Source organism: Streptomyces sp. NPDC007896 (assembly GCF_042959425.1).
GTDB lineage: Bacteria > Actinomycetota > Actinomycetes > Streptomycetales > Streptomycetaceae > Streptomyces.
The window spans coordinates 147,807-167,437 of the sequence record NZ_JBIBKX010000017.1 but is presented as its reverse complement, the minus strand read 5'-3'; the positions used below and the strand labels follow the sequence as shown (position 1 = coordinate 167,437).

The window sequence follows — 19,631 nt, the reverse complement described above, 5'->3', positions numbered from 1 at the left end:
TGGCGAGTTATCTGCCGACTTTGTACGGCGCCGGTCGGGAGCCGGGGCCGAGCCGCGCCATGGCCCGCAGAATGTGTTTGGGCGGGAGTTGCCAGCGCAGACGTGCGGGAACGCAGCGCAGCACGGTGCCCGTGACACGCAGGCGCCGGGTCACCGCGGAGGGGGCTGGTGCGGGTCTGCCGTACAGCTCGTGGGCGTACGGCGGCAGAGCGGCGTACGCCAGATGCGCCACGCGCCGCCACAGCAGGGCGCGCGCCGGGACGAGCAGCGGGTGGGTCGGCGGGCGCGACAGGAAGTCGTCCACGTCCCGCGCCTCGGACCCGGCGGCGAGCTCCGGCAGCACCTTCTCGAAGTAGGCGGCCAACTCCGCCCGATTCGCCGGTACGTCGGCGGGGTCGAGGCCCACCAGGCGTGCGCTGACCCGGTGTTCGTCGATGTACCGGTCGGCGTGCGCGTCCGTCATCGGGAAGCCCGAGCGGCGCAGGACGTGCAGATAGGAGTCGATCTCGGCGCAATGCACCCACAACAGCAGTCCGGGCTCGTCGATCCGGTACCGCTCCCCCGTGTCCGGGTCGGTGGCCTTGAGCAGTGTGTGGATCTTCCGGACCCGGGCGCCGGCCTTCTCGGCGGCGTCGGTCGTGCCGTACGTCGCCGTGCCGACGAAGTTCGCGGTGCGCATCAGGCGGCCCCAGGCGTCGCGCCGGAAGTCGGAATTCTGCATGACGCCCCGCACCGCGCGGGGGTGCAGGGCCTGGAGGTAAAGCGCGCGGATCCCGGCGACCCACATCATGGGGTCACCGTGCATCTGCCAGGTCACCGAGGAGGGGCCGAACAGCCCCTGGTCACCCGTGCGAAGCGCGTCCACCCTGTCAGTGTGACTCCTGGAGCTGCGGGAAACCATGCCGCACCCCGACCGGAGTGGGCCGCCGCCCACCCACCCGGCGGCTAGGGCGTTGCTGGTTCAGGCCTCGGCGACGACGAGGAGGTCGTCGATCGTGCCGGACGGACGCTCGGATCCGGTTTTCACGACCACCCGCCATACTCCGAGGGCCAGGGACACCTGGTTGAAGTAGTTGCCCCTGTTGTCCGGCAGGAGGCGGCTCGGCAGTCATGGCCCCGATGACCTCACAGCCCGCAACTAGCCCTACATCACGCCAGGGACTTCGCGTCACTGACCAGCCTGCCGGCCCAAAGCAAGAGACGCATCACCCAGCACGCCGACGGAGGGACCATCAGCGACGCCATCCGCAAGCTCGACACCGTGCGCGCCAGTGGGACCATCGGCGACGTTCTGAACCTCATCGTCGACATCGACGACTCCGTCTGGACCATGTACGGCATCGGCAAAATGCTCGCCGGCACCGACACACCCGACCGCGCCCAACGGTCACCCGACCTCTTCCACGTCTGCTGCTCACGAGCCCGACGCGGCCTGGCCGTCGTCTTCCTCAACGACCTCCCGGACGGAGCCGAACCCACAGGTCGCGGCTGGTTCACTTCGGGCACGGCGTCCGTGAACCACCCCGGGCGCCGTCCGTCTCAACCACCTGGCTACGACGGGACCTCAGCCGCCGCATGGTCGAAGCCCCTCTCGTGCGACGGTCCCAGGGGGTCCCTCCCTGCACTCGATCGGCAGGGATTCCCACCGGCCGCGCGCAACGTCCGCATGAACGCCCCTCTCAGGCCGCGTGTTCCTGCGGCTTCCACCCCTTCTCGGTCGTGACCAGCATCCGCTGTCCGGCGAGGCCGAGGTCGCCGGCGATCTCGACGAGGGCGCGCGCGACGTTCGCGAACGGGAGGGTGGGCAGGCCGGGGACCTTGCCGACCTGGTCGAGGCGCTTGACCGTGGCGGCGGGTGCTGCGGGGGCCTCCTTGAGGTTGACCGGGTGGACGATCGTCCAGTTCAGGCCGCTCACGGGAAGACTCTTCTCCGAGAGCTCCTTGTCCCTGAAGATCGCGGCGACGACCGTCTTGTAGACCAGCCGCCCGAGGAACGACGCCTTCGCCGCCGTGTCCCCGACCCCGAACGCGGAGACGAGCACGAACCTCTCGACACCGGCGTCCTGCGCCGCGGCGGTGACGACCGGCAGGGTGCGCCGCATCAGGTCGATGGGCTTCTTCGCACGCAGGGCGACCCCGACGGCCGAGATCACGGCGTCGCTGCCGGCGCATGCCTTCGCCATCGCGGCCCGGTCGTCGAGGGAACCCCGCACGACGGTCAGCCCCGACCGCGGCTGCACGACGTCGGGGTTGCGGACGTAGGCCACGACCTCGTGCCCCCGGGACAGCCCCTCCTTCACGACGTGTGAGCCGATGTTGCCGGTGGCACCCAGTACGACGATCTTCATGATTCTTCTCCTCCTCCGGGGGACCCACTCGGTCCATTTACTTCGAATTCGGTGCATTAGCCTGCAACGGCTGACCGAACAGCGGTTGCTCAACCCTTGACAGACTTACGCCATAAGCATTCCGTTGAACCAACCTTACGGCATAAGTCATCGGCTTTGGGCCGGAGCCCCTCCTCACCGTCACGGCACCCGAAGACCGCAACTTCCACACCCGCGCCATGGCGGTCGCCGCCCGCCGGCTACAGCTCCCGGCGGCGGGATACTCCGGCGCCCCCGGACCGACCGACCCTGGCGGCCTCTTCCTACGGCGCTGCGGATTCGGTTCCGAAGGGGCCGCGGCCGTCCGGCCGGACGGATACGTCGGCCGACGGTCGGCCGGCGCGGCGACGACCGCCGGCAAGGAGTTCACGGAGGCGATCGAGCAGATCATCGGCCACGGTGAGTACCGGCAGGACATCATCTACAGTGTCCGGCCGGTTACTTGAGCGAGGAAGGCGAGGGAGAGGCATGGATACAGACGCCAAACGCCGCAAACCGGGCGTGGCAGCTGTGCTGCGAGGCCTTCGGGCACCCTGCCTCGCCCCCTGGACGGACCTGTACGAGCCACCGACGCCGCTGCGGCCGGGGACGCCACACACCGTGTTCCTCGGCGTGTCCACGATCCTGATCGGCGACGGTGACACCGCGATCCTCACCGACGGGTTCTTCAGCCGTCCCGGACTGCTGCGCGTGCGGTTCGGCCGGGTGCGACCGGACCGCGCTCGCATCACCGCGGCCCTGCGCCGGGCCGGTATCGATCGCCTCGACGCCGTGTTCGTCGTCCACTCGCACTACGACCACGCCCTGGACGCCCCCGAGGTGGCCGCGGCCACCGGCGCCCGTCTCATCGGCTCCGTCTCGACCCGCAACATCGCCGCCGGGCACGGCTTCCCCGACGATCGTTTCCAACTGGCTGTCACCGGCAAGCCGTTCACGATCGGGCGCTTCACACTCACCGCCCTGCCCGCCCGCCACAGCCCGGGCGACCTGGCCCCCGGCCGGATCGACCGTCCCCTGAGCCCTCCGGCCCGCGCCACGGACTACCGGACCGGCGACTGCTACACCCTCCATGTCCGGCACGGCGAACGCGAACTCCTCGTCCACGCCAGCGCCCACAGCCTGCCCGGCGCGCTCGACGGCCGCCGCGCCGACACCGTGTACCTGGGGATCGGCGCGCTCGGCAAGCAGGGCGAGGCATTCCGGGAGGAGTACTGGGACCGGCTGGTCACGAATACGGGCGCCCGGCGCGTCGTGCCCGTTCACTGGGACGACTTCACCCGCCCCCTCGACCGGCCACTGCGACCCTTCCCCGCCTTCTTCGACGACTTCACGGCCACCATGAACTTCCTGACCCGCAAGGCCGAACACACGGGAGTCGCTCTGGCCCTGCCCGTGGTGGGGCAACGGGCCGACCCCTGGCCGTCCTGACCCGGACGCTCCGGTGGCTCAACCCGCCGCGTCGACGCGGCGGCGCACCCCGCCGTCGAAGAGTTCCAGGCCGAACTCCATCTCGGCCTCGCGATCACAGAACGCCAGGTCGGCCGCCACGGCCGCCACGTCTGCCACGGCGGGCAACCCGCTCTTGACGAAGTCCCGCTCCCGACCGGCGACGACACCCGGGTTGGCTCCGGCACAGGTCGGCGCCGAGCCGACCTCACGGGCGAGGGTCCCGATCAGGAAGGCGATGAAGGCCCGCAGGGCGTGCACGGCGGCGGCTCCCACCAGTCCGACCCGGGCCGGCACGCGCAGCGCGGCCTCGACGACCGGCACGGCGGCGGGCGCGTTCAGACGCCGGGCCAGCACCAGAGTCGCGGAGTGCGGATATTTCAGGGCCGCGACGTGGAAGGCTCGGGCGAGCCCGCGCAGTCCGTCCTGCCAGGACATGGCGTCCACGTCGCGGATCTCGATGCCCTGCAGGATCACGTCCGCCACGGCATCGAGCACATCGGTCTTGTCGTCGACGTGGTTGTACAGCGACACGGTCCGCACTCCGACCGCCGCCGCGATCTTGCGGAGCGACAGCTTCTCGAAGCGAATGCCCGAGCGGAGAACCGTCCCATCTGCGGTTGGCGCATTGACAGAACTTATATCGTAAGTCTATCTTGAGGAAAGGTGAACATACACCGTAAGTGTCGGTCGGCGACCACGCGCGACCGCGGCCGGGCCGATCAGCAGCCACCCGCCCTCACACCTCCAAGGACGCCCGCCATGAAAGTCCGCCACCTCAACTGCGGCACCATGCAGCCGCCCGGCGCCCGTCTCGTCTGTCACGTCCTGCTGATCGAGACCGCGAACGGCCTGGTCCTCGTCGACTCCGGCTACGGCCTCGACGACATCGCCGACCCCAAGCGGCGCGTCGGACCAGCACGCCGCTTCATCCGGCCGGTGTTCGACCCGGACGAGACGGCCGTCCGGCAGGTCGAGAAGCTCGGCTTCCACCAGGACGACGTCCGCCACATCGTGCTCACCCACTTCGACGCCGACCACATCGGCGGCCTCTCCGACTTCCCCCACGCCCAGGTCCACCTCACCGCGGACGAGGCGCGCGGAGCCGTCCACTCTCCCTCCTGGCGGGAGCGGATCCGCTACAGCTCAGCCCAGTGGGCACACGGCCCAAAGCTCGTCGAGCACCGCCCCGACGGCGAGAAGTGGCGCGGGTTCGCGGCGGCCAGGGAACTCGACACGATCGCACCCGGCATCGTCCTGATCGCGCTGCCCGGCCACACGCGCGGCCACGCCGCCGTGGCGGTCGACGCCGGTACGCGCTGGGTGCTGCACGCCGGTGACGCCTTCTACCACCACGGCACCCTCGACGGTCACTCCTCCGTCCCCATCTCCCTGCGCGGCATGGAGACCGTCGTGGGCTTCGATCGGAAGAAGGTCCGGGACAACCACGCCCGCCTCGCCGAGCTGTACCGGCGCGCCGATCCCGACCTCACGATCATCAGCGCCCACGACCCGATCCTGTACGAGAAGGCGCGCACGAGCGCGTAGCGAGTCGAAGCCGGCGTGACGAGCATGCCCCCCGCTTCCAGCAGCGCCCACACTTCGTCGGCCTCGGCGGCGATCCGGTGCTGCACGAAACGCAGACCGCCCAACGGCGCCTCGCTGATGACAGACCGCATGGACACCGCTCCCGACTCGGCGAGCCCGAGGCGGTCGGCGATCGCTCCGCGGAACGGAGCGAGCCCCGTACCCGCGGCGATCGTGATCACCGGGGTGCGGCCGTCATGCGTGATGCGGAAGGCCTCGCGGCAGGGCTGGAGACCGGACACCTCGGGAGGTGTGATCCGCGTGGCGTACGCCGCACCGAAGGGCAGCACCTTGACCGAGGCGAAGACCGAGGCGGCCATCGAGACAGGACTGAGGAAGGCCGCCAGGATCTCCGGGGTCATCTACTGTGCTCCGCCTGCGGCACCCTGCAGGACACGACGCCGCTGAACGTCCGCACCTGGACGTGCGACTGCGGCACGACCCACGACCGCGACGTGAACGCGGCGCACAACCTTCTGGCCGCCGGGCTGGCGATGACAGTCTGTGGAGCTGGTGCAAGACCTCAACGGAGTACTCCGGACAGGCAGTCGGCGACGAAGCAGAAACCCTCACGGCGCGAGCCGTAAGAATCCCCCTCCTTCAGGAAGGGGAGAAGTCAGCATCTCCCGCCACCGTGAACAGCTCGCAGATCCCGACATGGACGCCGAGGAGTCGATCGCGCGGGCCGTGGCGACGGCGGGCAGCGCGGTCGTCTTCGCCGACGCGACGGTCATCGTCGCCCTCGCCGCCCTGTCCGCCACCGGCATCCCCTGCCCGGCCGTCATGGGCCTGTCCGCTGCTGCCACCGTGCTGATCGCCGTCCTCATCGCGGTCAGCCTCGTGCCCGCCGTACTCGGCCTGTTCGGCTAGCGACTGCGGCCCAAGCCCCGGCATCCGCGAGCCGGCCCCCGCGAGCGCGTCCCCGGTGCCTGGGGCCTGTCCTGGGCGCGCGCGGTCACCCGCAGGCCCCTGATCGTCCTGCTGGTGGGTGTGATCGCCCTGCTCGCACTCACCCTGCCCGCCCGCAACCTGCGCCTCGGACTGCCCAGTTACGCCTCCGAGCCCACCGCCGGCACCCAGCACAAGAGCTACGACCTGCTGACGAAGGGCTTCGGCCCGGGCTTCAACGCCACACTCGTCGCCCTCGTCGAGACCAAGGGCATACCCGCCGGAGACATCACGGCCACCGTCACGGACCTGCGCACGTCACTGGCGAAGGACTCGGACGTGGCGGCCGTCTCCCAGCCGGTTCCCAACGCCGACAAGAGCCTGCTCGTCATGGCCGTCGTACCGAAGACCGGGCCCGATGACCAGGCCACCACCGACATGGTCAGCCGCCTGCGCGACAACGCTTCGGCCATCGCCAAGGCCGGCGGCACCCTCTACATCGCCGGCCAGACCGCGGCGGCCATCGACGTCGCGCACAAGCTTTCCGGCGCCCTGCCCGGCTTCGTGGCGATCATCGTGATCCTGGCCCTGATCCTGCTCACCCTCGCGTTCCGTTCGCTGCTTGCCCCGCTGAAGGCGGCCGTCGGATTCCTGCTCTCCGTCGCCACGGCCCTGGGCACCACGGTCTGGGTGTTCCAGTACGGCCACCTCAACGGCCCGCTGGCCATCCCTTCGGCCGCTCCCGTCACCAGCTTCCTGCCCGTCCTGCTGATCGGCGTCCTGTTCGGACTCGCCATGGGCTACGAGGTCTTCCTCGTCAGCCGCATGCGCGAACACCACGAGAACAGCCTCGACGCACAGGAGGCCGTCGTGCACGGCGTTGCCCGCAGCGGACGCGTCGTCAGCGCCGCCGCGCTCATCATGGCCGCGGTCTTCGCCGGGTTCATCTTCAACGAAGACCCCGTCATCAAGTCCATCGGCTTCGCGCTCGCCATCGGCGTCTTCATCGACGCCTTCGTCGTCCGCATGACCCTCGTGCCCGTCGCCATGGCCCTTCTCGGCCGCCGCGCCTGGAGCCTGCCCCGCCGGCCCGACCGCACCCTGCCCGACGTCGACATCGAGGGCGCCAATCTCCCCGACCGCACTGCGGGGAAGGACGCCGAGCGCAGTGCGGTGCCTGTGGGGTGAGGCCCATGCAGTCGACGCGGGAAGAAGCCGCCGGCCCGTTCAACCCAGCCGCCCCCACACCGTCGAGAGCCGAAGCCGTACGGCGCGGCTCCCGGCGGGTCGGGCGATGGGCCAGGCGCGTCGGGGAAGTCCGTGCCGCGGATGAGGACGGCTCGGGCCCACCCGGGTTACGAATGTGCTGCGGCGCGGCGGCGGACCGCGTCGAGGAGAAGCTCCAGGCCGAACTCCAACTCCGCTTCGTGGTCGATCACGGCCAGTTCGGCTGCCGCGGTGGCCACGGCGGACAGCCCGCTGTCGACGAGTTCCTGCTCGCGCATGGCGATCACACCCGGGATGGCGCCTGCGTACGTCGGCGCGAACCCGACCTCTCGCGAGAGCGTCCCGATCAGGAAGGCGATGAAGGCCCGCAGGACATGCACGGCGTCGGCGCCTTCCAGGCCGGCGCGGTTCAGGAAACGCAGCGCGGCCTCCACCACCGGCATGGCTGCGGGCGCGTTCAGGCGCCGGGTCAGCACCAGGGACGCGGAACGGGGATACTCCAGGGCGGCGGCACGGAAAGAGTGAGCGAGGGCTCGCAGCCCGTCCTCCCACGACATCTCGTCGGCCTCGGGGATCCGGATCCCACTCAGGATCACGTCCGCCATGGCGTCCAGCACGTCGGCCTTGTCCTCGACATGGTTGTACAGCGACATGGTCCGCACCCCCACCGCCGCCGCGACCTTGTGGAGCGACAGCTTCTCCATGCCCTCCGTCTCGGCCACCACCAGGGCCTGACGCACAATCTCCTCCCTGGTCAGCGGCCCACGGCGGGTCATCCTCTGCGCCATCACCCATCCCTTCGATCAGCGGTGCATACCTGCGCCACGTATCAACTTATCTCATAAGTTTCAAGCGCTACGAGGAATCACGACACGGCGGGACCTGGACAGCACCCAGAACCGCCGCCCGCGTCCGCGAAAGCACGGCGATCCGGTCATCGACGGCGTCGTATCGGAGGGCGACCGGGACGGGGCCGGGCGGCTCCCCGCAAGTGCTGCCGTCTTCCACCTCCTGACGCCCGTACGTCCCCGTCGCCACCTGCGGGCGGGGTCACGGACACGTCCCTCTCGGACCCCAGTCGTACGGCACCCCCACCCGCACCGCCAGACCGGCGATGAGCAGTTCGACACCGTGCTCGAACTCGGCCTTGTGATCACTGACCGCGAGATAGGGGGCGGCGGCGGACAGGAGGGGATCACCCACGGCGGACATCTCGTCGACCCGCCGCTGGACCTGGTCCGGTTCGACCGTGCCCTCGGTGATGGCCGAGCCCAGTTCCCTCATGATCATGCCGACGATGAAACCGGCGAAACTCCGTACCACGTGAACGAGTTCCTGGGGTGAGAGACCGAGTTCGGGAAATCCGGCCAGGGCGCAACGGACGTTTTCCAGGGCCGCCGGTGACTGCGTGGGCCGGGTGAGAACCAGAGTGAACGCCTTGGGATGCCGCAGAGCCGCGGCCCGGAAGGCGGCAGCATGCGCTCGCGCACGCTCCTGCCAGGTTCCCGCGTCGGCGCCGGACAGGTCGATCCCACCCAGCAGCGCCTCCGCGACACCGTCCAGCAGGGCGTCCTTGTTCGGTACGTGGTTGTAGAGCGACATCACTTCGACGCCCAGCTCCCCCGCGAGTTTCCGCAGGGAGAAGGAGTCCGGGCCGTCCCGGTCGATCGCCGCGAGGGCGGCGTCGACGACCTTGTCCCGCGTCAGACCGAGCCGCCTGCCCCGGCTGCTGCCCCGGACCTTCATCCAGCCGCCCTTCCCGCCCTTGACACAACTTATTCCATAAGTCTAGCTTGAGGAAACGGCGTACATACACCGTAAGTATTGAGAGCTCGTTACCTGCGCATCACCAGGCGAGCGCACTCCCCTTCCCCGTCTTTTCCACGTCGTAACGGAGAACCACTGATGACCAGCACCATGCGGGCGCTCATGGGCGGCGCCGGACCCGAGTGGGACGTCCGGGACGTCGGCGTACCGACACCGGGACCGGGACAGATCCGCGTCCGCGTTCGGGCCGCCGCCGTCAACAGGGCGGACCTGTACATGCTGCAGGGCACCTACCACCCCCGGGCGAAGACGAGCGACCTGTTCACCGCCGGCCTCGAATTCGCCGGCGAGGTCGACGCGATCGGCACCGACGTGCGCCACCGGGCCGTCGGTGACCGGGTCATGGGCGTCGCCCTGGGCGCCTTCGCCCCCTACGCGCTGGTCGACCACCGACATGTGATCACGGCGCCGGAGTGCCTGTCGTGGACCGACGCCGCGGCTCTGCCGGTGGCGCTGGCGACCGAGCACGACGCCCTCACCCAGGGCGGATTCGGCCTGAAGCAGAGCGTCCTCGTCGTCGGCGCCACCTCGTCGGTCGGCCTGATCGGCGTACAGCTGGCCAAGGCGCTCGGCGCGTCCCAGGTCATCGCGGCCACCACCTCCGACAGCAAGGCCGATGCCCTGAAGTCCGTCGGCGCGAACGTCGTCGTCAACACGGCGTCCGAGAACCTCGCCGAGGCCGTCACCGGCATCACCGGCGGCGGGGCAGACCTCACCCTCGACCACGTCGGCGGACAGCTCTTCGCCGACACCTTCCTGGCCACGCGCGTCGGCGGCACCGTGGTCAATGTCGGGCGGCTGGCCGGGGCCGAGTCCACCATCGACCTCAACCAGCTGTCGTTCCGCCGCCTGCGCGTTCTCGGTACGACCTTCAGTGTGCGCACGCCCGACGAACTCGCCGACGCCTGTGCCGCCCTCGCCACCGATGTCGTACCCGCCGTCGAGGAAGGCCGGGTCCGAGCCGTCGTCGACCGCGCCTTCGCCTTCGACGACGCCAAGGCGGCGGCGGACCACATGCGTTCCAACACGGCCACGGGAAAGATCGTGCTGGAGATGCCGACGTCCTGACGCGCCCCGCCCCTACACAGCAGTGGAAAGAGAGAGCCACCTCATGAGCCGCATCTTCGGACAGATCGCCCAGATCGGGTACGTCGTCCGCGACCTGCACGCCGCGATGGAGTTCTGGGTCGCCCAGGGCGTCGGTCCCTGGTACTACCAGGACCCGGTGCAGACGGACTGGTTCACGTACCGGGGCGCCGACTCCGGCATGCGGATGGCCGCCGCGATCGCCAACTCCGGTGACATGCAGATCGAGTTGATCCAGCCACTCAACGACGAACCCTCCCTCTACAAGGACTTCCTGGACGCCGGACACGAGGGTGCGCAGCACGTCGCCTACTGGACCGACGACTACCAGGAGCTCTACGACCGCGCCCTGTCCCTCGGCTACACCGTCGCCCAGGAGGGTGCCATCCAGGGTGGCCGCTTCGCCTACCTCGACACCGAGACACTCCCCGGCACGGTCATCGAGATCTCCGACATCGGCGGCGCCAAGGGCGAACTCTTCGCGGCGCTACGGGAGATGGCGGCCCGGTGGGACGGCACCAACCCCATCAACGAGGTCGGCTGACACCGCCGTACGAAGGAGAGAACCGATGAGCATGGAATACCCCGACCTGACCGCGCTCCCCGCCGACCTGCGGAAGGTCGCCGCCGAGCGGTCCGGCGTCAACATCTACCGCATGGTGTTCCACTCCCCCGCGCTGGCTCCCGCCTTCCTGCAGATGGCCGACGCGATCTTCCAGGGAGCCCTGCCGCACCCGCTCCGTGAACTCGCCATCCTCCGGGTCGGACACACCTACCGGGCGCCGTACGAGATCCACCACCACGAGAACATCGGCCGGCTCCTCGGGCTCGACGAGGCCGGCATCGCCGCCGCCGAGACCGGTTCGGCCGAGGGGCTGTCCGCGGAGCAGGTGTCGGTCCTCGCCCTGACCGACCGGCTGCTGGAGCAGCACACCCTGACCGAGGCCGAGCGCGCCGAGGCGCTCTCCTTCCTCACCGCCGGGCAGCTCTCCGACCTGGTCCTCACGGTCGGCTTCTACCAGTTGGTCTGCAACTTCCTCAACACCTTCGGCGTGACGACCGAGGGCGAGAAGGCCCCGTACTGACCGTGAACTCCGTCAGCACTGACCCTTGTCCACACCCTCCGGGAGGATCGATGAAGCTCGCCTGGCAGGACTCCGATGTCCTCGACATGCCCACCCTGGGCACCCGCGTCTCCGCCTTCGACGGCCTGACCGAGGTGCCCGGCGGCTACGGCGCCAAACTCGCCTGGGCCCGCAACCAGGCCAAGGCCTTCCGCGCCGAGTTCGCCGCGACCGGCACCCCGGACAGCGTCGCGACCTGCGACCTGATCACGCTGCCCTACCCGACCAAGTTCGGCCTGTTCCGGGCCAGTCGGGCGATCGCACCGTTCCTGTCGATCACCAACCGCATGCTGGTGGTGCGGTGGACGGAGAGCGACGGACGCAAACGGGTACTGCTCTTCGAGCCCAGCGATCACGAACTGGGCCAGAACACGCCGTACTTCGCCGCACTGATCCGTCGCACCCCGGGGCCGTTGCAGTCGCTGCTCACCACCGAACACGGCACGGTCCTGGGCCACTTGGCCCGCCTCGGCATCAAGCCCGAGGACGTCGACTACCTGCTCTTCGACCACCTGCACACCCAGGACCTACGCCGCTGGGTGGGCACCACCAGCCCCCAGTCCGACCTCGGCGGCGTCGTACAGCCCGCCTTCCCCAACGCCAAGGTCATCGTGCAGCGCCACGAGCTGCTCGCCATGTCCCAGTTGCACCCACTGCAACAGCCCTGGTACCAGCCGCAGACCTACCGGGACGTACGGCCGGACGCGTTCCTCCCCGTCGACGGTTCCCTGATCCTCGGCCCCGGCGTCGCCGTGATCGAGACCCCGGGGCACGTGCTCGGCAACCAGACCATCGTCCTCAACACCTCCACCGGCATCTGGGCGAGCAGCGAGAACGTCATCGCAACCGAGTGCCTGACCCCCGAGCACTCCCGCATGCCGGGCATCGCCCGCTGGTCCCGCACCTGGGGCCAGGAGGTCGTCCTCAACGCCAACACCATCGAGACGACCGCCGAGCAGTACAACTCTCTGATCGTCGAGAAGACTCTGGTCGACCGCTCCCAGGCCGACCCCCGGTTCCTGCAGTTCTTCCCCTCCAGCGAACTGACCGCCTCTTGGGCCAACCCGGGAACGTCGCCCACTTTCACCCACAAGGCGATCGCACACTCGTGAGGGGGAGCCGACCGAAAGCCGGACGAGGACGGCGGCGCCCGTGAACCTGCGGACCTGATGACGGCGCGGCTCTCCGACGATGCGACGACCTGTATGTGTCGACGAAGGCATCCGACAGCGCCCTCGCCTTGGACGGGCGGTAGCCGTCACTGTGTCGCCTCTGCTGCGATGGCCTGCAGGAGTTCGCCAGCGGCTTCTGCGAGCTGAGGGTCTGTGGACCTGGCCAGTTCCCTGAATAGAGGTTGCCCGGCCCGCACCGCCTGCTGCGATGCCGCTTCCCACCCGACCTGTTCTGTGTAGTTACCGTCGTACTTTGGAGGGGCCGCCTCTGCGGCGGCACTCCACTGGCGTCCGTTGAAGACTTTGAGCAGGAGTGCGAGCACGTCAGCCTTGCACGCCACGTGAGGGGCGCCTGCCAGTTCGACCAGGAACGGAACCGTGGGCGCGGTCGCCTCTTGTACGACGAAGCCGAGTTCGCAGATGAGGTCGGCCAGTTCGTCCACCGCCATGCTCGCGGTTCCTTCGTCGGACCATGCTGCCTTGGACAGCAGGGCGGGAATGTCGCCGGCTGTTGCTCCTCGGGCGGCGCCCAAGTCGCCCCACTGGACGTGTCGCAGGCCTTTGAGAAGGGTTCCCATATCGTCTCACCCCCCTTCGTATGTATCGATGGTGTTGAGCCGGTCCATGAGTCGCGGGCAAGCGGGGCACCCGGGAAGGAGTCCTCCGATCGTGGACGAGGAGCGGTGTACCGCCTGCGAGGACGTAGTAGGTGTACAGGTCGTCAACGGTGAGGTGGTAGACCGCGAGCGACTGTGCGCGGTACTGCACTGCGGTTACCTGGACCCACGTGCCTGCGCTGGTCTGCTGCCACTGACCGGGGGTGAGATCGCCGGCGTCGTGCCACCGGTGGAGAGCCGGTATTCAGAGGAGTCCATCTCCAGCAGCGGCTCCACGTGCTTGTGTGTCCCTCCGGCATCGACGTGTCCAGCTCCACCCTCCGCTTGCTGACCGCGCGATGAACCACCGCTAGAGTCGCCCGGTGACCGCGGACGGCAGGAGCGTCGAGACGAGGAGCCCGGACGATGGACCTGGAGCTTCGGCATCTACGGACCTTGTGTGCGATCGCCGACGCCGGGAGTCTGGGGCGAGCCGCGGCACTCCTGAAGTACTCGCAGCCGGCGATGAGCACCCAACTGCGCCGGATCGAGCGGCTCTTCGGTGAGGACTTGTTCGTGCGTACCGCGTCGGGAGTCGAGCCGACCCGGTACGGCCTTGAGATCCTGACTCAGGCGCGCGAGATTCTGGCCCGTGCGGATGCCATCAGGCGTCGTCCGGCGGGGGACGGCGTCGGAGCACCCCGGGTCCTGCGCCTTGCGGCGACCAACTCGCCCGTCCTGTCCGGCATGGTCGTCCGTATACGCAGCCGGAGGCCTGATCTCACGCTGACGGTGAGCAGCGTCTACCCGTCGTCGGAGATAGTCGAGCACTTGGAGAAGGGCGAGCTGGACGCCGCGATCGCCGCGGACTACCCCGGAATGGAGCTTCGGCACTCCGCGGCCGTGGCGCATCGCGAGATCGTCAACGAACCCGCGTTCGTAGCCCTGCCCGCCGGTCACCGGCTCAAGCACCGCATGGAGGTCCCCCTCGCCGAACTCGCCGACGAGGCCTGGTTCCTGACCCCCGACGACGGTGCCGGCTGGCCGGGCGTGTTCTACGCGGCCTGCGCGGCAGCCGGGTTCACGCCCGCGGCCGTCCATGAGTACCTCGGTGACCGGCTCCAGCTCCAGGACATGATCGCCGAGGGACTCGGCGTCTCCATCGTGCAGGCTACGACCCGGCCGAACCAGGGCGTGATCGTCAAACCGCTGACCGGCACACCGCTGTGGACCCGGTATCTGCTCGCATGGCGCCGCGACCAGGTCACGGAGGACATCACGGAGACACTGTTCAGCTCCGCGCACGCGTCCTACCGCGACCTCATCACGCGGTCGGCGCACTTCCAGGCGTGGGCGGCGCAGACGTTCCATCTGCCGCGCTCCTAGAGCCAGTTACGACGGCGCCCGCGCCTTGGGACGCAGGGTCAGGCCAGGAGCTCACCCATCCACGTCTCGATCGCCGACGCGGTGCGCGGCAGCGCCGACGACATGAGGCGGGCGCCGTCCTCCGTGACGACCAGATCGTCCTCGATGCGCACGCCGACGCCGCGCAGCTCCGGCGGCAGCGTCAGGTCGTCCGGCTGGAGATACAGGCCCGGCTCGACGGTCAGGACGTGGCCCGCCTCCAGGACTCCGTCCAGGTATTGCTCGGCACGGGCCGCGGCGCAGTCGTGGACGTCCATGCCCAGCATGTGGCCGCTGCTGCACCACGTGTAGCGGCGGAACAGACCGCTGTCGGGTTCAAGGGCCTCGTCCGGCGTCACCGGGAGCAGGCCCCAGGAGTGCAGCCCCTCGGCGATGACTCGCATCGCAGCGAGGTGGAAGTCACGAAAGCGCGCGCCCGGCCGGACCGCCGCGATACCGGCGTCCTGCGCGGCGAGCACGAGGTCGTAGAGGTCGCGCTGCGCGGCGGTGAAGGTGCCGCTCACCGGAAGGGTGCGCGTGATGTCGGCGGTGTAGAGCGTGTCCGACTCGACGCCGGCGTCGAGCAGCAGCAGGTCACCGGGATGGACCGGACCGTCGTTGGCGATCCAGTGCAGTACGCACGCGTGCGCTCCGGCGGCGGCGATTGTCTCGTAGCCGAGGCCGTTGCCCTCGAGGCGGGCGCGCAGGCCGAAGACGCCCTCGACCCAGCGTTCGCCGCGCGGATGGCGGACGGCCTCGGGCAGTGCGCGCACGACGTCGGTGAATCCGGCCGTCGTGGCGTCCACCGCGATCTGCAGCTGCTCGACCTCCCACTCGTCCTTGACCAGGCGCATCTCGGACAGGAACGAGGCGAATTCGAGGTCGGCCTCTTCCCGGCCGGTGCTGTCGACGAGCGCGTCGATCTCCGGGTCGACGCCGCGCAGCAAGCGGGTCGGCCGCGCGCCGTTCAGCCGGGCGGGGACGTCGTCGAGGCCCTGGGTCGCCACGCCGAGCAGTGAGGAGGCCTCGTCGAGGGTGGCGCGGCGGCCGACCCAGATCTCACCGTGGCGGCGGTCGCGGTAGAACTCCCCGGTGTCGCGCGGGGATCGCGGGCGGAGGTGCAGCACCGCCTCGTGACCAGAGGCGGTCGGTTCGAGGATCAGGACGCTGTCCGGCTCGGTCCCACCCGTCAGGTACGAGAACGCGGTGTGCGGCCGGAACCGGTAGTCGCAGTCGTTGCTGCGCACCTTGAGGACGCCTGAGGGAACGACGAGCCGTTCGCCGGGGAAGCGCGCGGACAGCCGGTCGCGCCGTTTGGCCGCCCACGGTGCGATCGACTGCGGGGGCGGATCGGCTCGCGGCGAAGACTCCCAGTTCCCCATAAGGAACTCGGCGAGCGCTGAGGAGACCGGAAGGTCGTGCGAACCGGTGTGGAGCGGGTTCTTCGTCGTCATACCGGGATCGTAGGGAGCAGGGGGCCGCCCCGCCCCATACTGTTTTTCCGCCGCACGCATAACACGAGGCGGAGACCTGCTCGGCGTCCCGCCCTGGCTGTCAACTTCCTCGGTGGGCACGGATGTTATGGCCCGTCCCTCCATTGTCGTATCCCTCAGTCCGTTGTCATTGGCCACTGTGAGTGGGACGTTCCCCCCACGCCTCGCCGCTCGTGCTCGAAGCGACCCCCACTCACGAAGGAGCATTGATGCGTCGTCGACCTGCCCTGCCCGGATTCCATCCCGGAAGTCCGTCCAGATTCGCGTCCAGAACCCTGGCCGTCAGCCTGGCGGTCAGCGCCCTGATAGCGGGCCTGCTGGCCGCGCCGGCCCTCGCAGCGGCCGGACCGAAGACCGCCACAACGGCCGCTCCCACGACCACCGCCGTGACCAAGCCCGAGCCGCGCGCGCTGTCGCCGCTCGGCGCGTACACCGCTGCGTCCGATCAAGCAGACGCCCAGAGCGGGCGGCTGGCCGCCGCCCATGTCCGGCCGCTCAGCCCGCGGTTGCCGCAGACCTCCTCGGCCTCGAAGGCCGTACGGCCTCCCGAAGCCACGAAACACGCGGCAGCCGCGTCGTGCACCCCGGCCGACTTCGGCACCCGTACCGGATCCGAACTGGTCGCGTACATCCAGGACTCGACCACCGACTGCATCAATACGCTGTTCGGCACCACCGGCACGGACGCCCGCAACGTGTTCCGCGAGGCGCAGATGGTGACCGTCGCCGACGCCTTCCAGGACGCGTCGCAGACGTATCCCGGCGACAACTCCACCCACGTGTGGCAGCTCGTGCTGTTCCTGCGCGCCGGCTACTACGTGCAGTACAACGACTCGGCCGACGTCGGCGACTACGGCCCGACCCTGGCTGCGGCCACCGAAGGCGGACTGGACGCGTTCACCGCCAACTGCCACTTCATGGACGTCAGTTCGGAACACGGCAGCGTCCTGGGCGACGTCATCATCCTGACGGACAGCGCCAACGAGCAGGCTCGTTACCTGGACACGTACAAGCGAGTGCTGAACGCCTACGACAGCTCCTACGACGCCTACTGGAGTATGGACACGGCCGTCAACGACGTCTTCACCCCGCTCTTCCGCGGCCACTTCAACCCCGCATTCATCAGCGCTGTCACCGCCGACCCGAGCATCATCGACACGTTGAACTCGTTCGCCCTGAACCACATGTCGATGCTGAGCGGGACCTGGTACTTCATGGCCTCCAACGCCGGAACCGAGACGGCGCGCTTCCTCGACACGGCCGGGCTCCAGGACAAGGTGCGGCCGATGGTGAAGGGCCTGCTCGGCGCCTCCTCGATCACCGGCCCGACCGCTCCGCTGTGGGTCGGCGCCGCCGAGATGACTTCCGCGCACGACGCGGCCCAATGCTCGTACTACGACACCTGCGACCTGACGTCCAAGCTCACCGCGGCCGCACTCCCCATCACCTACAAGTGCGATGACGGGCACACTTTCCTGGCCCAGTCCCTGACCGACTCGGCACTCGCCGAGGCCTGCAAGAGCGTGCGGGGACAGGACGCCTACTTCCACGGCATTGTCAAGGACAGCGGCCCGGTCGCCGACGACCGCAACACCAACATCCAGATCGTCGTCTTCGCGAGCCCCAGGGACTACCAGACGTACTCAGGCTGGATCTTCGGCAACAGCACCAACAACGGCGGCGAATACCTGGAGGGCAACCCCGCCGACCCCAACAACCAGGCCCGCTTCGTCGCCTACGTGAAGAGCGTGGGCGACGGCTTCCCGGCGGACATCTGGAACCTGAACCACGAGTACACCCACTACCTCGACGGCCGCTACGACACGTACGGCGACTTCTCCGCGGGCCAGACGGTCCCGGACATCTGGTGGATCGAGGGCTTCGCCGAGTACGTCTCGTACAGCTACCGGGGCGTGCCCGACACCGAGGCGCTCTCCGATGCCGGGAAGCACACCTACGCCCTGAGCACCCTGTGGCAGAGCACGTACGCCAACTCCGACCTGACCCGCACTTACCCATGGGGCTACCTGGCCGTCCGCTACATGATTGAGAACCACCCGGACGACGTGCAGGCCATGCTCACCAAGTTCCGCACCGGCGACTACGCCGGAGCCTATGCGGTCTACAACACCGGCATCGGCACCCGTTACGACGCGGACTTCGCCGCCTGGCTCGACACTTGCGCGGCCGGCGCCTGCCGGGTGAGCAGCAGTTGACCAGGCGCTGACGGCTGAGCCGGCCGACCCCGGCCCCTGCCTCTCCCTGTCACCCCGCGGCCTGACAAGGCGGCGGGGTGACACGCGTGCCAGACGTACCACTCGCGCCGGGCATGCGTCCCATGCGTCCATGGATCGGGCTGATCCGATGGGACCGGCCCGGACGACGGGGCCGACAGACATGCGTTCGGCGGGCCGAAGGACTCGAGTGGGGGGCTGGAGCATTCGCCCAGAGGCGATCGAACGCGACGGCTGCCACCCGGGGCCGGCCGCGGAGCTCACGTGCGGTGCGGGGGGCCGCAGCGTTCGTGGGAGTACGTCGTCCGCAACGCCCTCGAGCATCACCTCACGCCCGCGGCCGCGCCGTCCCGCTCGGAAGCCGACCGGCGGGCGACGGCGCCCTCGGCGCCCTGCGCGAGCGCGGGGGCGTCCGGGGGCTTGCCGCCTCCCTCGCCCGCGAGCACGGCGGCAACCCCGATGTCTGGTCGCGCGTGGTGAACGCGGCACGCCGACGTGCCGACCCCGCCGTCACTTCGAGCCGTAGTACAGCCGGAGGAAGTCCTCCATCGCCGCGTCGACGCCGGCGCGGTCACCGGTGGCGAGCAGATCGAGCAGCAGACCGCGGACGGTGGCGAGTCCCAGCCTGGCGCGGTTCCGGGCCACGGCAGGGTCCGCCCCTGCGGCGACCTCGGCGGCCACGAGCGGCTCCAGCCAGTCGTTCACGAGCCCTTCGAGGAATGGGGCAGCCTCGGGACGGCCCCGCAGCGCGTGCCCGTAGATTTCGAAGAAGAGCCGCTCCTGACCGGCCAGCCGAGGGTCCGTCAGCTGCTGCCAGAGGAGCCGCGCAGCATCCGCGGGCGAGAGACCGGGTTCTCCGCGCAGCCGGGACAGCAGATCACGCTGGCGCTGCTCCGACGTCCGGACGATCTCGACGAGCAGGTGTTCCTTGGAGCCGAAATAGTGGATCAGCATGCGGTGACTGACGCCGATCGCAGCGCCCAGGCCACGCAGGCTCAGGTCCGCGATGCCGTGTGCCGCGGCGTAATCGACGGCCGCGTTCACCAATTCAGCGCGCCGGCCCCCGTCCGTGCCGGGCGCTGCCCCGCCCTCAGGATGCGAGCCGTCCGTATTCACCACATCAGAAGTGTACCAATTGGTACATGCCCTGTGTACCGTGT

General features: G+C 69.3%; 20 protein-coding genes and 1 pseudogene. 12 read left to right on the top strand and 9 right to left on the bottom strand.

Going from position 1 to position 19,631, the window contains the following annotated elements; genetic code table 11:
- Positions 1-7 precede the first annotated feature (7 nt).
- The gene (locus tag ACFZDJ_RS42025) at positions 8-901 is read right to left on the bottom strand and encodes an oxygenase MpaB family protein (RefSeq protein ID WP_390933278.1); all 894 of its coding nucleotides are present in this window, start codon (positions 899-901) and stop codon (positions 8-10) included.
- Between the two features lie 778 nt (positions 902-1,679).
- The gene (locus tag ACFZDJ_RS42020) at positions 1,680-2,348 is read right to left on the bottom strand and encodes an NAD(P)H-binding protein (protein WP_391067195.1); all 669 of its coding nucleotides are present in this window, start codon (positions 2,346-2,348) and stop codon (positions 1,680-1,682) included.
- A 218-nt stretch (positions 2,349-2,566) separates the two neighbouring features.
- On the opposite strand from ACFZDJ_RS42020, the gene ACFZDJ_RS42015 reads away from it, so the two are divergent.
- Positions 2,567-2,833, top strand: a complete 267-nt coding sequence (locus tag ACFZDJ_RS42015) for a hypothetical protein (protein ID WP_391067192.1) — start codon at positions 2,567-2,569, stop codon at positions 2,831-2,833.
- Positions 2,834-2,855: 22 nt separating this feature from the next.
- The gene (locus ACFZDJ_RS42010) at positions 2,856-3,815 is read left to right on the top strand and encodes an MBL fold metallo-hydrolase (RefSeq protein ID WP_391067189.1); all 960 of its coding nucleotides are present in this window, start codon (positions 2,856-2,858) and stop codon (positions 3,813-3,815) included.
- A gap of 18 nt (positions 3,816-3,833) precedes the next feature.
- On the opposite strand, the gene ACFZDJ_RS42005 is transcribed toward ACFZDJ_RS42010, so the two are convergent.
- Entirely contained in the window at positions 3,834-4,367 is a 534-nt protein-coding gene (locus ACFZDJ_RS42005; protein WP_391067186.1) for a TetR/AcrR family transcriptional regulator C-terminal domain-containing protein, read from the bottom strand.
- Positions 4,368-4,595: 228 nt separating this feature from the next.
- On the opposite strand from ACFZDJ_RS42005, the gene ACFZDJ_RS42000 reads away from it, so the two are divergent.
- The 4 genes and pseudogenes from ACFZDJ_RS42000 (at position 4,596) to ACFZDJ_RS41985 (ending at position 7,496) form a co-directional block, all read left to right on the top strand.
- A complete protein-coding gene (locus ACFZDJ_RS42000) occupies positions 4,596-5,381 on the top strand; it encodes an MBL fold metallo-hydrolase (RefSeq protein WP_391067183.1) in 786 nt (261 codons plus the stop codon).
- A gap of 404 nt (positions 5,382-5,785) precedes the next feature.
- Positions 5,786-6,007: pseudogene (locus ACFZDJ_RS41995) on the top strand (zinc ribbon domain-containing protein); the annotation flags it as partial.
- Positions 5,925-6,290, top strand: coding sequence for an MMPL family transporter (locus tag ACFZDJ_RS41990; RefSeq protein WP_391067181.1), 366 nt, complete (start codon positions 5,925-5,927; stop codon positions 6,288-6,290). The pseudogene ACFZDJ_RS41995 and the gene ACFZDJ_RS41990, both read left to right, overlap by 83 nt.
- A gap of 114 nt (positions 6,291-6,404) precedes the next feature.
- Complete coding sequence (locus ACFZDJ_RS41985) at positions 6,405-7,496, top strand: MMPL family transporter (protein ID WP_391067178.1); 1,092 nt, start codon at positions 6,405-6,407, stop codon at positions 7,494-7,496.
- Between the two features lie 167 nt (positions 7,497-7,663).
- Here ACFZDJ_RS41985 and ACFZDJ_RS41980 read toward each other — a convergent pair whose 3' ends face one another.
- Both ACFZDJ_RS41980 and ACFZDJ_RS41975 read right to left on the bottom strand, forming a co-directional pair.
- The gene (locus ACFZDJ_RS41980; protein WP_391067175.1) at positions 7,664-8,323 is read right to left on the bottom strand and encodes a TetR/AcrR family transcriptional regulator C-terminal domain-containing protein; all 660 of its coding nucleotides are present in this window, start codon (positions 8,321-8,323) and stop codon (positions 7,664-7,666) included.
- A 262-nt stretch (positions 8,324-8,585) separates the two neighbouring features.
- A complete protein-coding gene (locus ACFZDJ_RS41975; RefSeq protein WP_391067172.1) occupies positions 8,586-9,281 on the bottom strand; it encodes a TetR/AcrR family transcriptional regulator C-terminal domain-containing protein in 696 nt (231 codons plus the stop codon).
- A 159-nt stretch (positions 9,282-9,440) separates the two neighbouring features.
- Between ACFZDJ_RS41975 and ACFZDJ_RS41970 the strand changes: the two genes are divergently transcribed.
- Genes ACFZDJ_RS41970 through ACFZDJ_RS41955 form a run of 4 tightly spaced genes read left to right on the top strand, consistent with a single transcriptional unit; the run spans position 9,441 to position 12,684 of the window.
- Positions 9,441-10,430, top strand: a complete 990-nt coding sequence (locus ACFZDJ_RS41970; protein ID WP_391067170.1) for a zinc-binding dehydrogenase — start codon at positions 9,441-9,443, stop codon at positions 10,428-10,430.
- A gap of 43 nt (positions 10,431-10,473) precedes the next feature.
- Positions 10,474-10,992 carry a VOC family protein gene (locus tag ACFZDJ_RS41965; RefSeq protein WP_391067167.1) on the top strand — a complete coding sequence of 173 codons (519 nt, stop codon included), beginning with the start codon at positions 10,474-10,476 and terminating at the stop codon, positions 10,990-10,992.
- A gap of 25 nt (positions 10,993-11,017) precedes the next feature.
- A complete protein-coding gene (locus tag ACFZDJ_RS41960; RefSeq protein WP_391067164.1) occupies positions 11,018-11,533 on the top strand; it encodes a carboxymuconolactone decarboxylase family protein in 516 nt (171 codons plus the stop codon).
- Between the two features lie 50 nt (positions 11,534-11,583).
- Entirely contained in the window at positions 11,584-12,684 is a 1,101-nt protein-coding gene (locus ACFZDJ_RS41955; protein WP_391067161.1) for a hypothetical protein, read from the top strand.
- A 146-nt stretch (positions 12,685-12,830) separates the two neighbouring features.
- Here ACFZDJ_RS41955 and ACFZDJ_RS41950 read toward each other — a convergent pair whose 3' ends face one another.
- Complete coding sequence (locus ACFZDJ_RS41950) at positions 12,831-13,193, bottom strand: hypothetical protein (protein WP_391067158.1); 363 nt, start codon at positions 13,191-13,193, stop codon at positions 12,831-12,833.
- 573 nt (positions 13,194-13,766) lie between these two features.
- Between ACFZDJ_RS41950 and ACFZDJ_RS41945 the strand changes: the two genes are divergently transcribed.
- Positions 13,767-14,726, top strand: a complete 960-nt coding sequence (locus ACFZDJ_RS41945; protein ID WP_391067155.1) for a LysR substrate-binding domain-containing protein — start codon at positions 13,767-13,769, stop codon at positions 14,724-14,726.
- Between the two features lie 38 nt (positions 14,727-14,764).
- On the opposite strand, the gene ACFZDJ_RS41940 is transcribed toward ACFZDJ_RS41945, so the two are convergent.
- The gene (locus ACFZDJ_RS41940; RefSeq protein WP_391067151.1) at positions 14,765-16,198 is read right to left on the bottom strand and encodes an aminopeptidase P N-terminal domain-containing protein; all 1,434 of its coding nucleotides are present in this window, start codon (positions 16,196-16,198) and stop codon (positions 14,765-14,767) included.
- 248 nt (positions 16,199-16,446) lie between these two features.
- On the opposite strand from ACFZDJ_RS41940, the gene ACFZDJ_RS41935 reads away from it, so the two are divergent.
- A complete protein-coding gene (locus ACFZDJ_RS41935) occupies positions 16,447-18,453 on the top strand; it encodes a collagenase (protein WP_391067148.1) in 2,007 nt (668 codons plus the stop codon).
- A gap of 341 nt (positions 18,454-18,794) precedes the next feature.
- Here the strand turns inward: ACFZDJ_RS41935 and ACFZDJ_RS41930 are convergent, their stop codons facing one another.
- Entirely contained in the window at positions 18,795-18,917 is a 123-nt protein-coding gene (locus ACFZDJ_RS41930; RefSeq protein WP_391067145.1) for a hypothetical protein, read from the bottom strand.
- A 64-nt stretch (positions 18,918-18,981) separates the two neighbouring features.
- Positions 18,982-19,590, bottom strand: a complete 609-nt coding sequence (locus tag ACFZDJ_RS41925) for a TetR family transcriptional regulator (protein WP_391067142.1) — start codon at positions 19,588-19,590, stop codon at positions 18,982-18,984.
- Positions 19,591-19,631 lie beyond the last annotated feature (41 nt).

What these genes read in the sequence shown, in the direction of transcription:
- ACFZDJ_RS41955 (WP_391067161.1), top strand. Translation starts at nt 11,584, where the DNA reads ATGAAGCTCGCCTGGCAGGACTCCGATGTCCTCGACATGCCCACCCTG.
- ACFZDJ_RS41935 (WP_391067148.1), top strand. Translation starts at nt 16,447, where the DNA reads ATGCGTCGTCGACCTGCCCTGCCCGGATTCCATCCCGGAAGTCCGTCC.
- ACFZDJ_RS42025 (WP_390933278.1), bottom strand. Translation starts at nt 901, where the DNA reads ATGGTTTCCCGCAGCTCCAGGAGTCACACTGACAGGGTGGACGCGCTT.
- ACFZDJ_RS42010 (WP_391067189.1), top strand. Translation starts at nt 2,856, where the DNA reads ATGGATACAGACGCCAAACGCCGCAAACCGGGCGTGGCAGCTGTGCTG.
- ACFZDJ_RS42015 (WP_391067192.1), top strand. Translation starts at nt 2,567, where the DNA reads ATGGCGGTCGCCGCCCGCCGGCTACAGCTCCCGGCGGCGGGATACTCC.
- ACFZDJ_RS41940 (WP_391067151.1), bottom strand. Translation starts at nt 16,198, where the DNA reads ATGACGACGAAGAACCCGCTCCACACCGGTTCGCACGACCTTCCGGTC.
- ACFZDJ_RS41975 (WP_391067172.1), bottom strand. Translation starts at nt 9,281, where the DNA reads ATGAAGGTCCGGGGCAGCAGCCGGGGCAGGCGGCTCGGTCTGACGCGG.
- ACFZDJ_RS42000 (WP_391067183.1), top strand. Translation starts at nt 4,596, where the DNA reads ATGAAAGTCCGCCACCTCAACTGCGGCACCATGCAGCCGCCCGGCGCC.
- ACFZDJ_RS41965 (WP_391067167.1), top strand. Translation starts at nt 10,474, where the DNA reads ATGAGCCGCATCTTCGGACAGATCGCCCAGATCGGGTACGTCGTCCGC.
- ACFZDJ_RS41970 (WP_391067170.1), top strand. Translation starts at nt 9,441, where the DNA reads ATGACCAGCACCATGCGGGCGCTCATGGGCGGCGCCGGACCCGAGTGG.
- ACFZDJ_RS41960 (WP_391067164.1), top strand. Translation starts at nt 11,018, where the DNA reads ATGAGCATGGAATACCCCGACCTGACCGCGCTCCCCGCCGACCTGCGG.
- ACFZDJ_RS41950 (WP_391067158.1), bottom strand. Translation starts at nt 13,193, where the DNA reads ATGGCGGTGGACGAACTGGCCGACCTCATCTGCGAACTCGGCTTCGTC.
- ACFZDJ_RS42020 (WP_391067195.1), bottom strand. Translation starts at nt 2,348, where the DNA reads ATGAAGATCGTCGTACTGGGTGCCACCGGCAACATCGGCTCACACGTC.
- ACFZDJ_RS41980 (WP_391067175.1), bottom strand. Translation starts at nt 8,323, where the DNA reads ATGGCGCAGAGGATGACCCGCCGTGGGCCGCTGACCAGGGAGGAGATT.
- ACFZDJ_RS41945 (WP_391067155.1), top strand. Translation starts at nt 13,767, where the DNA reads ATGGACCTGGAGCTTCGGCATCTACGGACCTTGTGTGCGATCGCCGAC.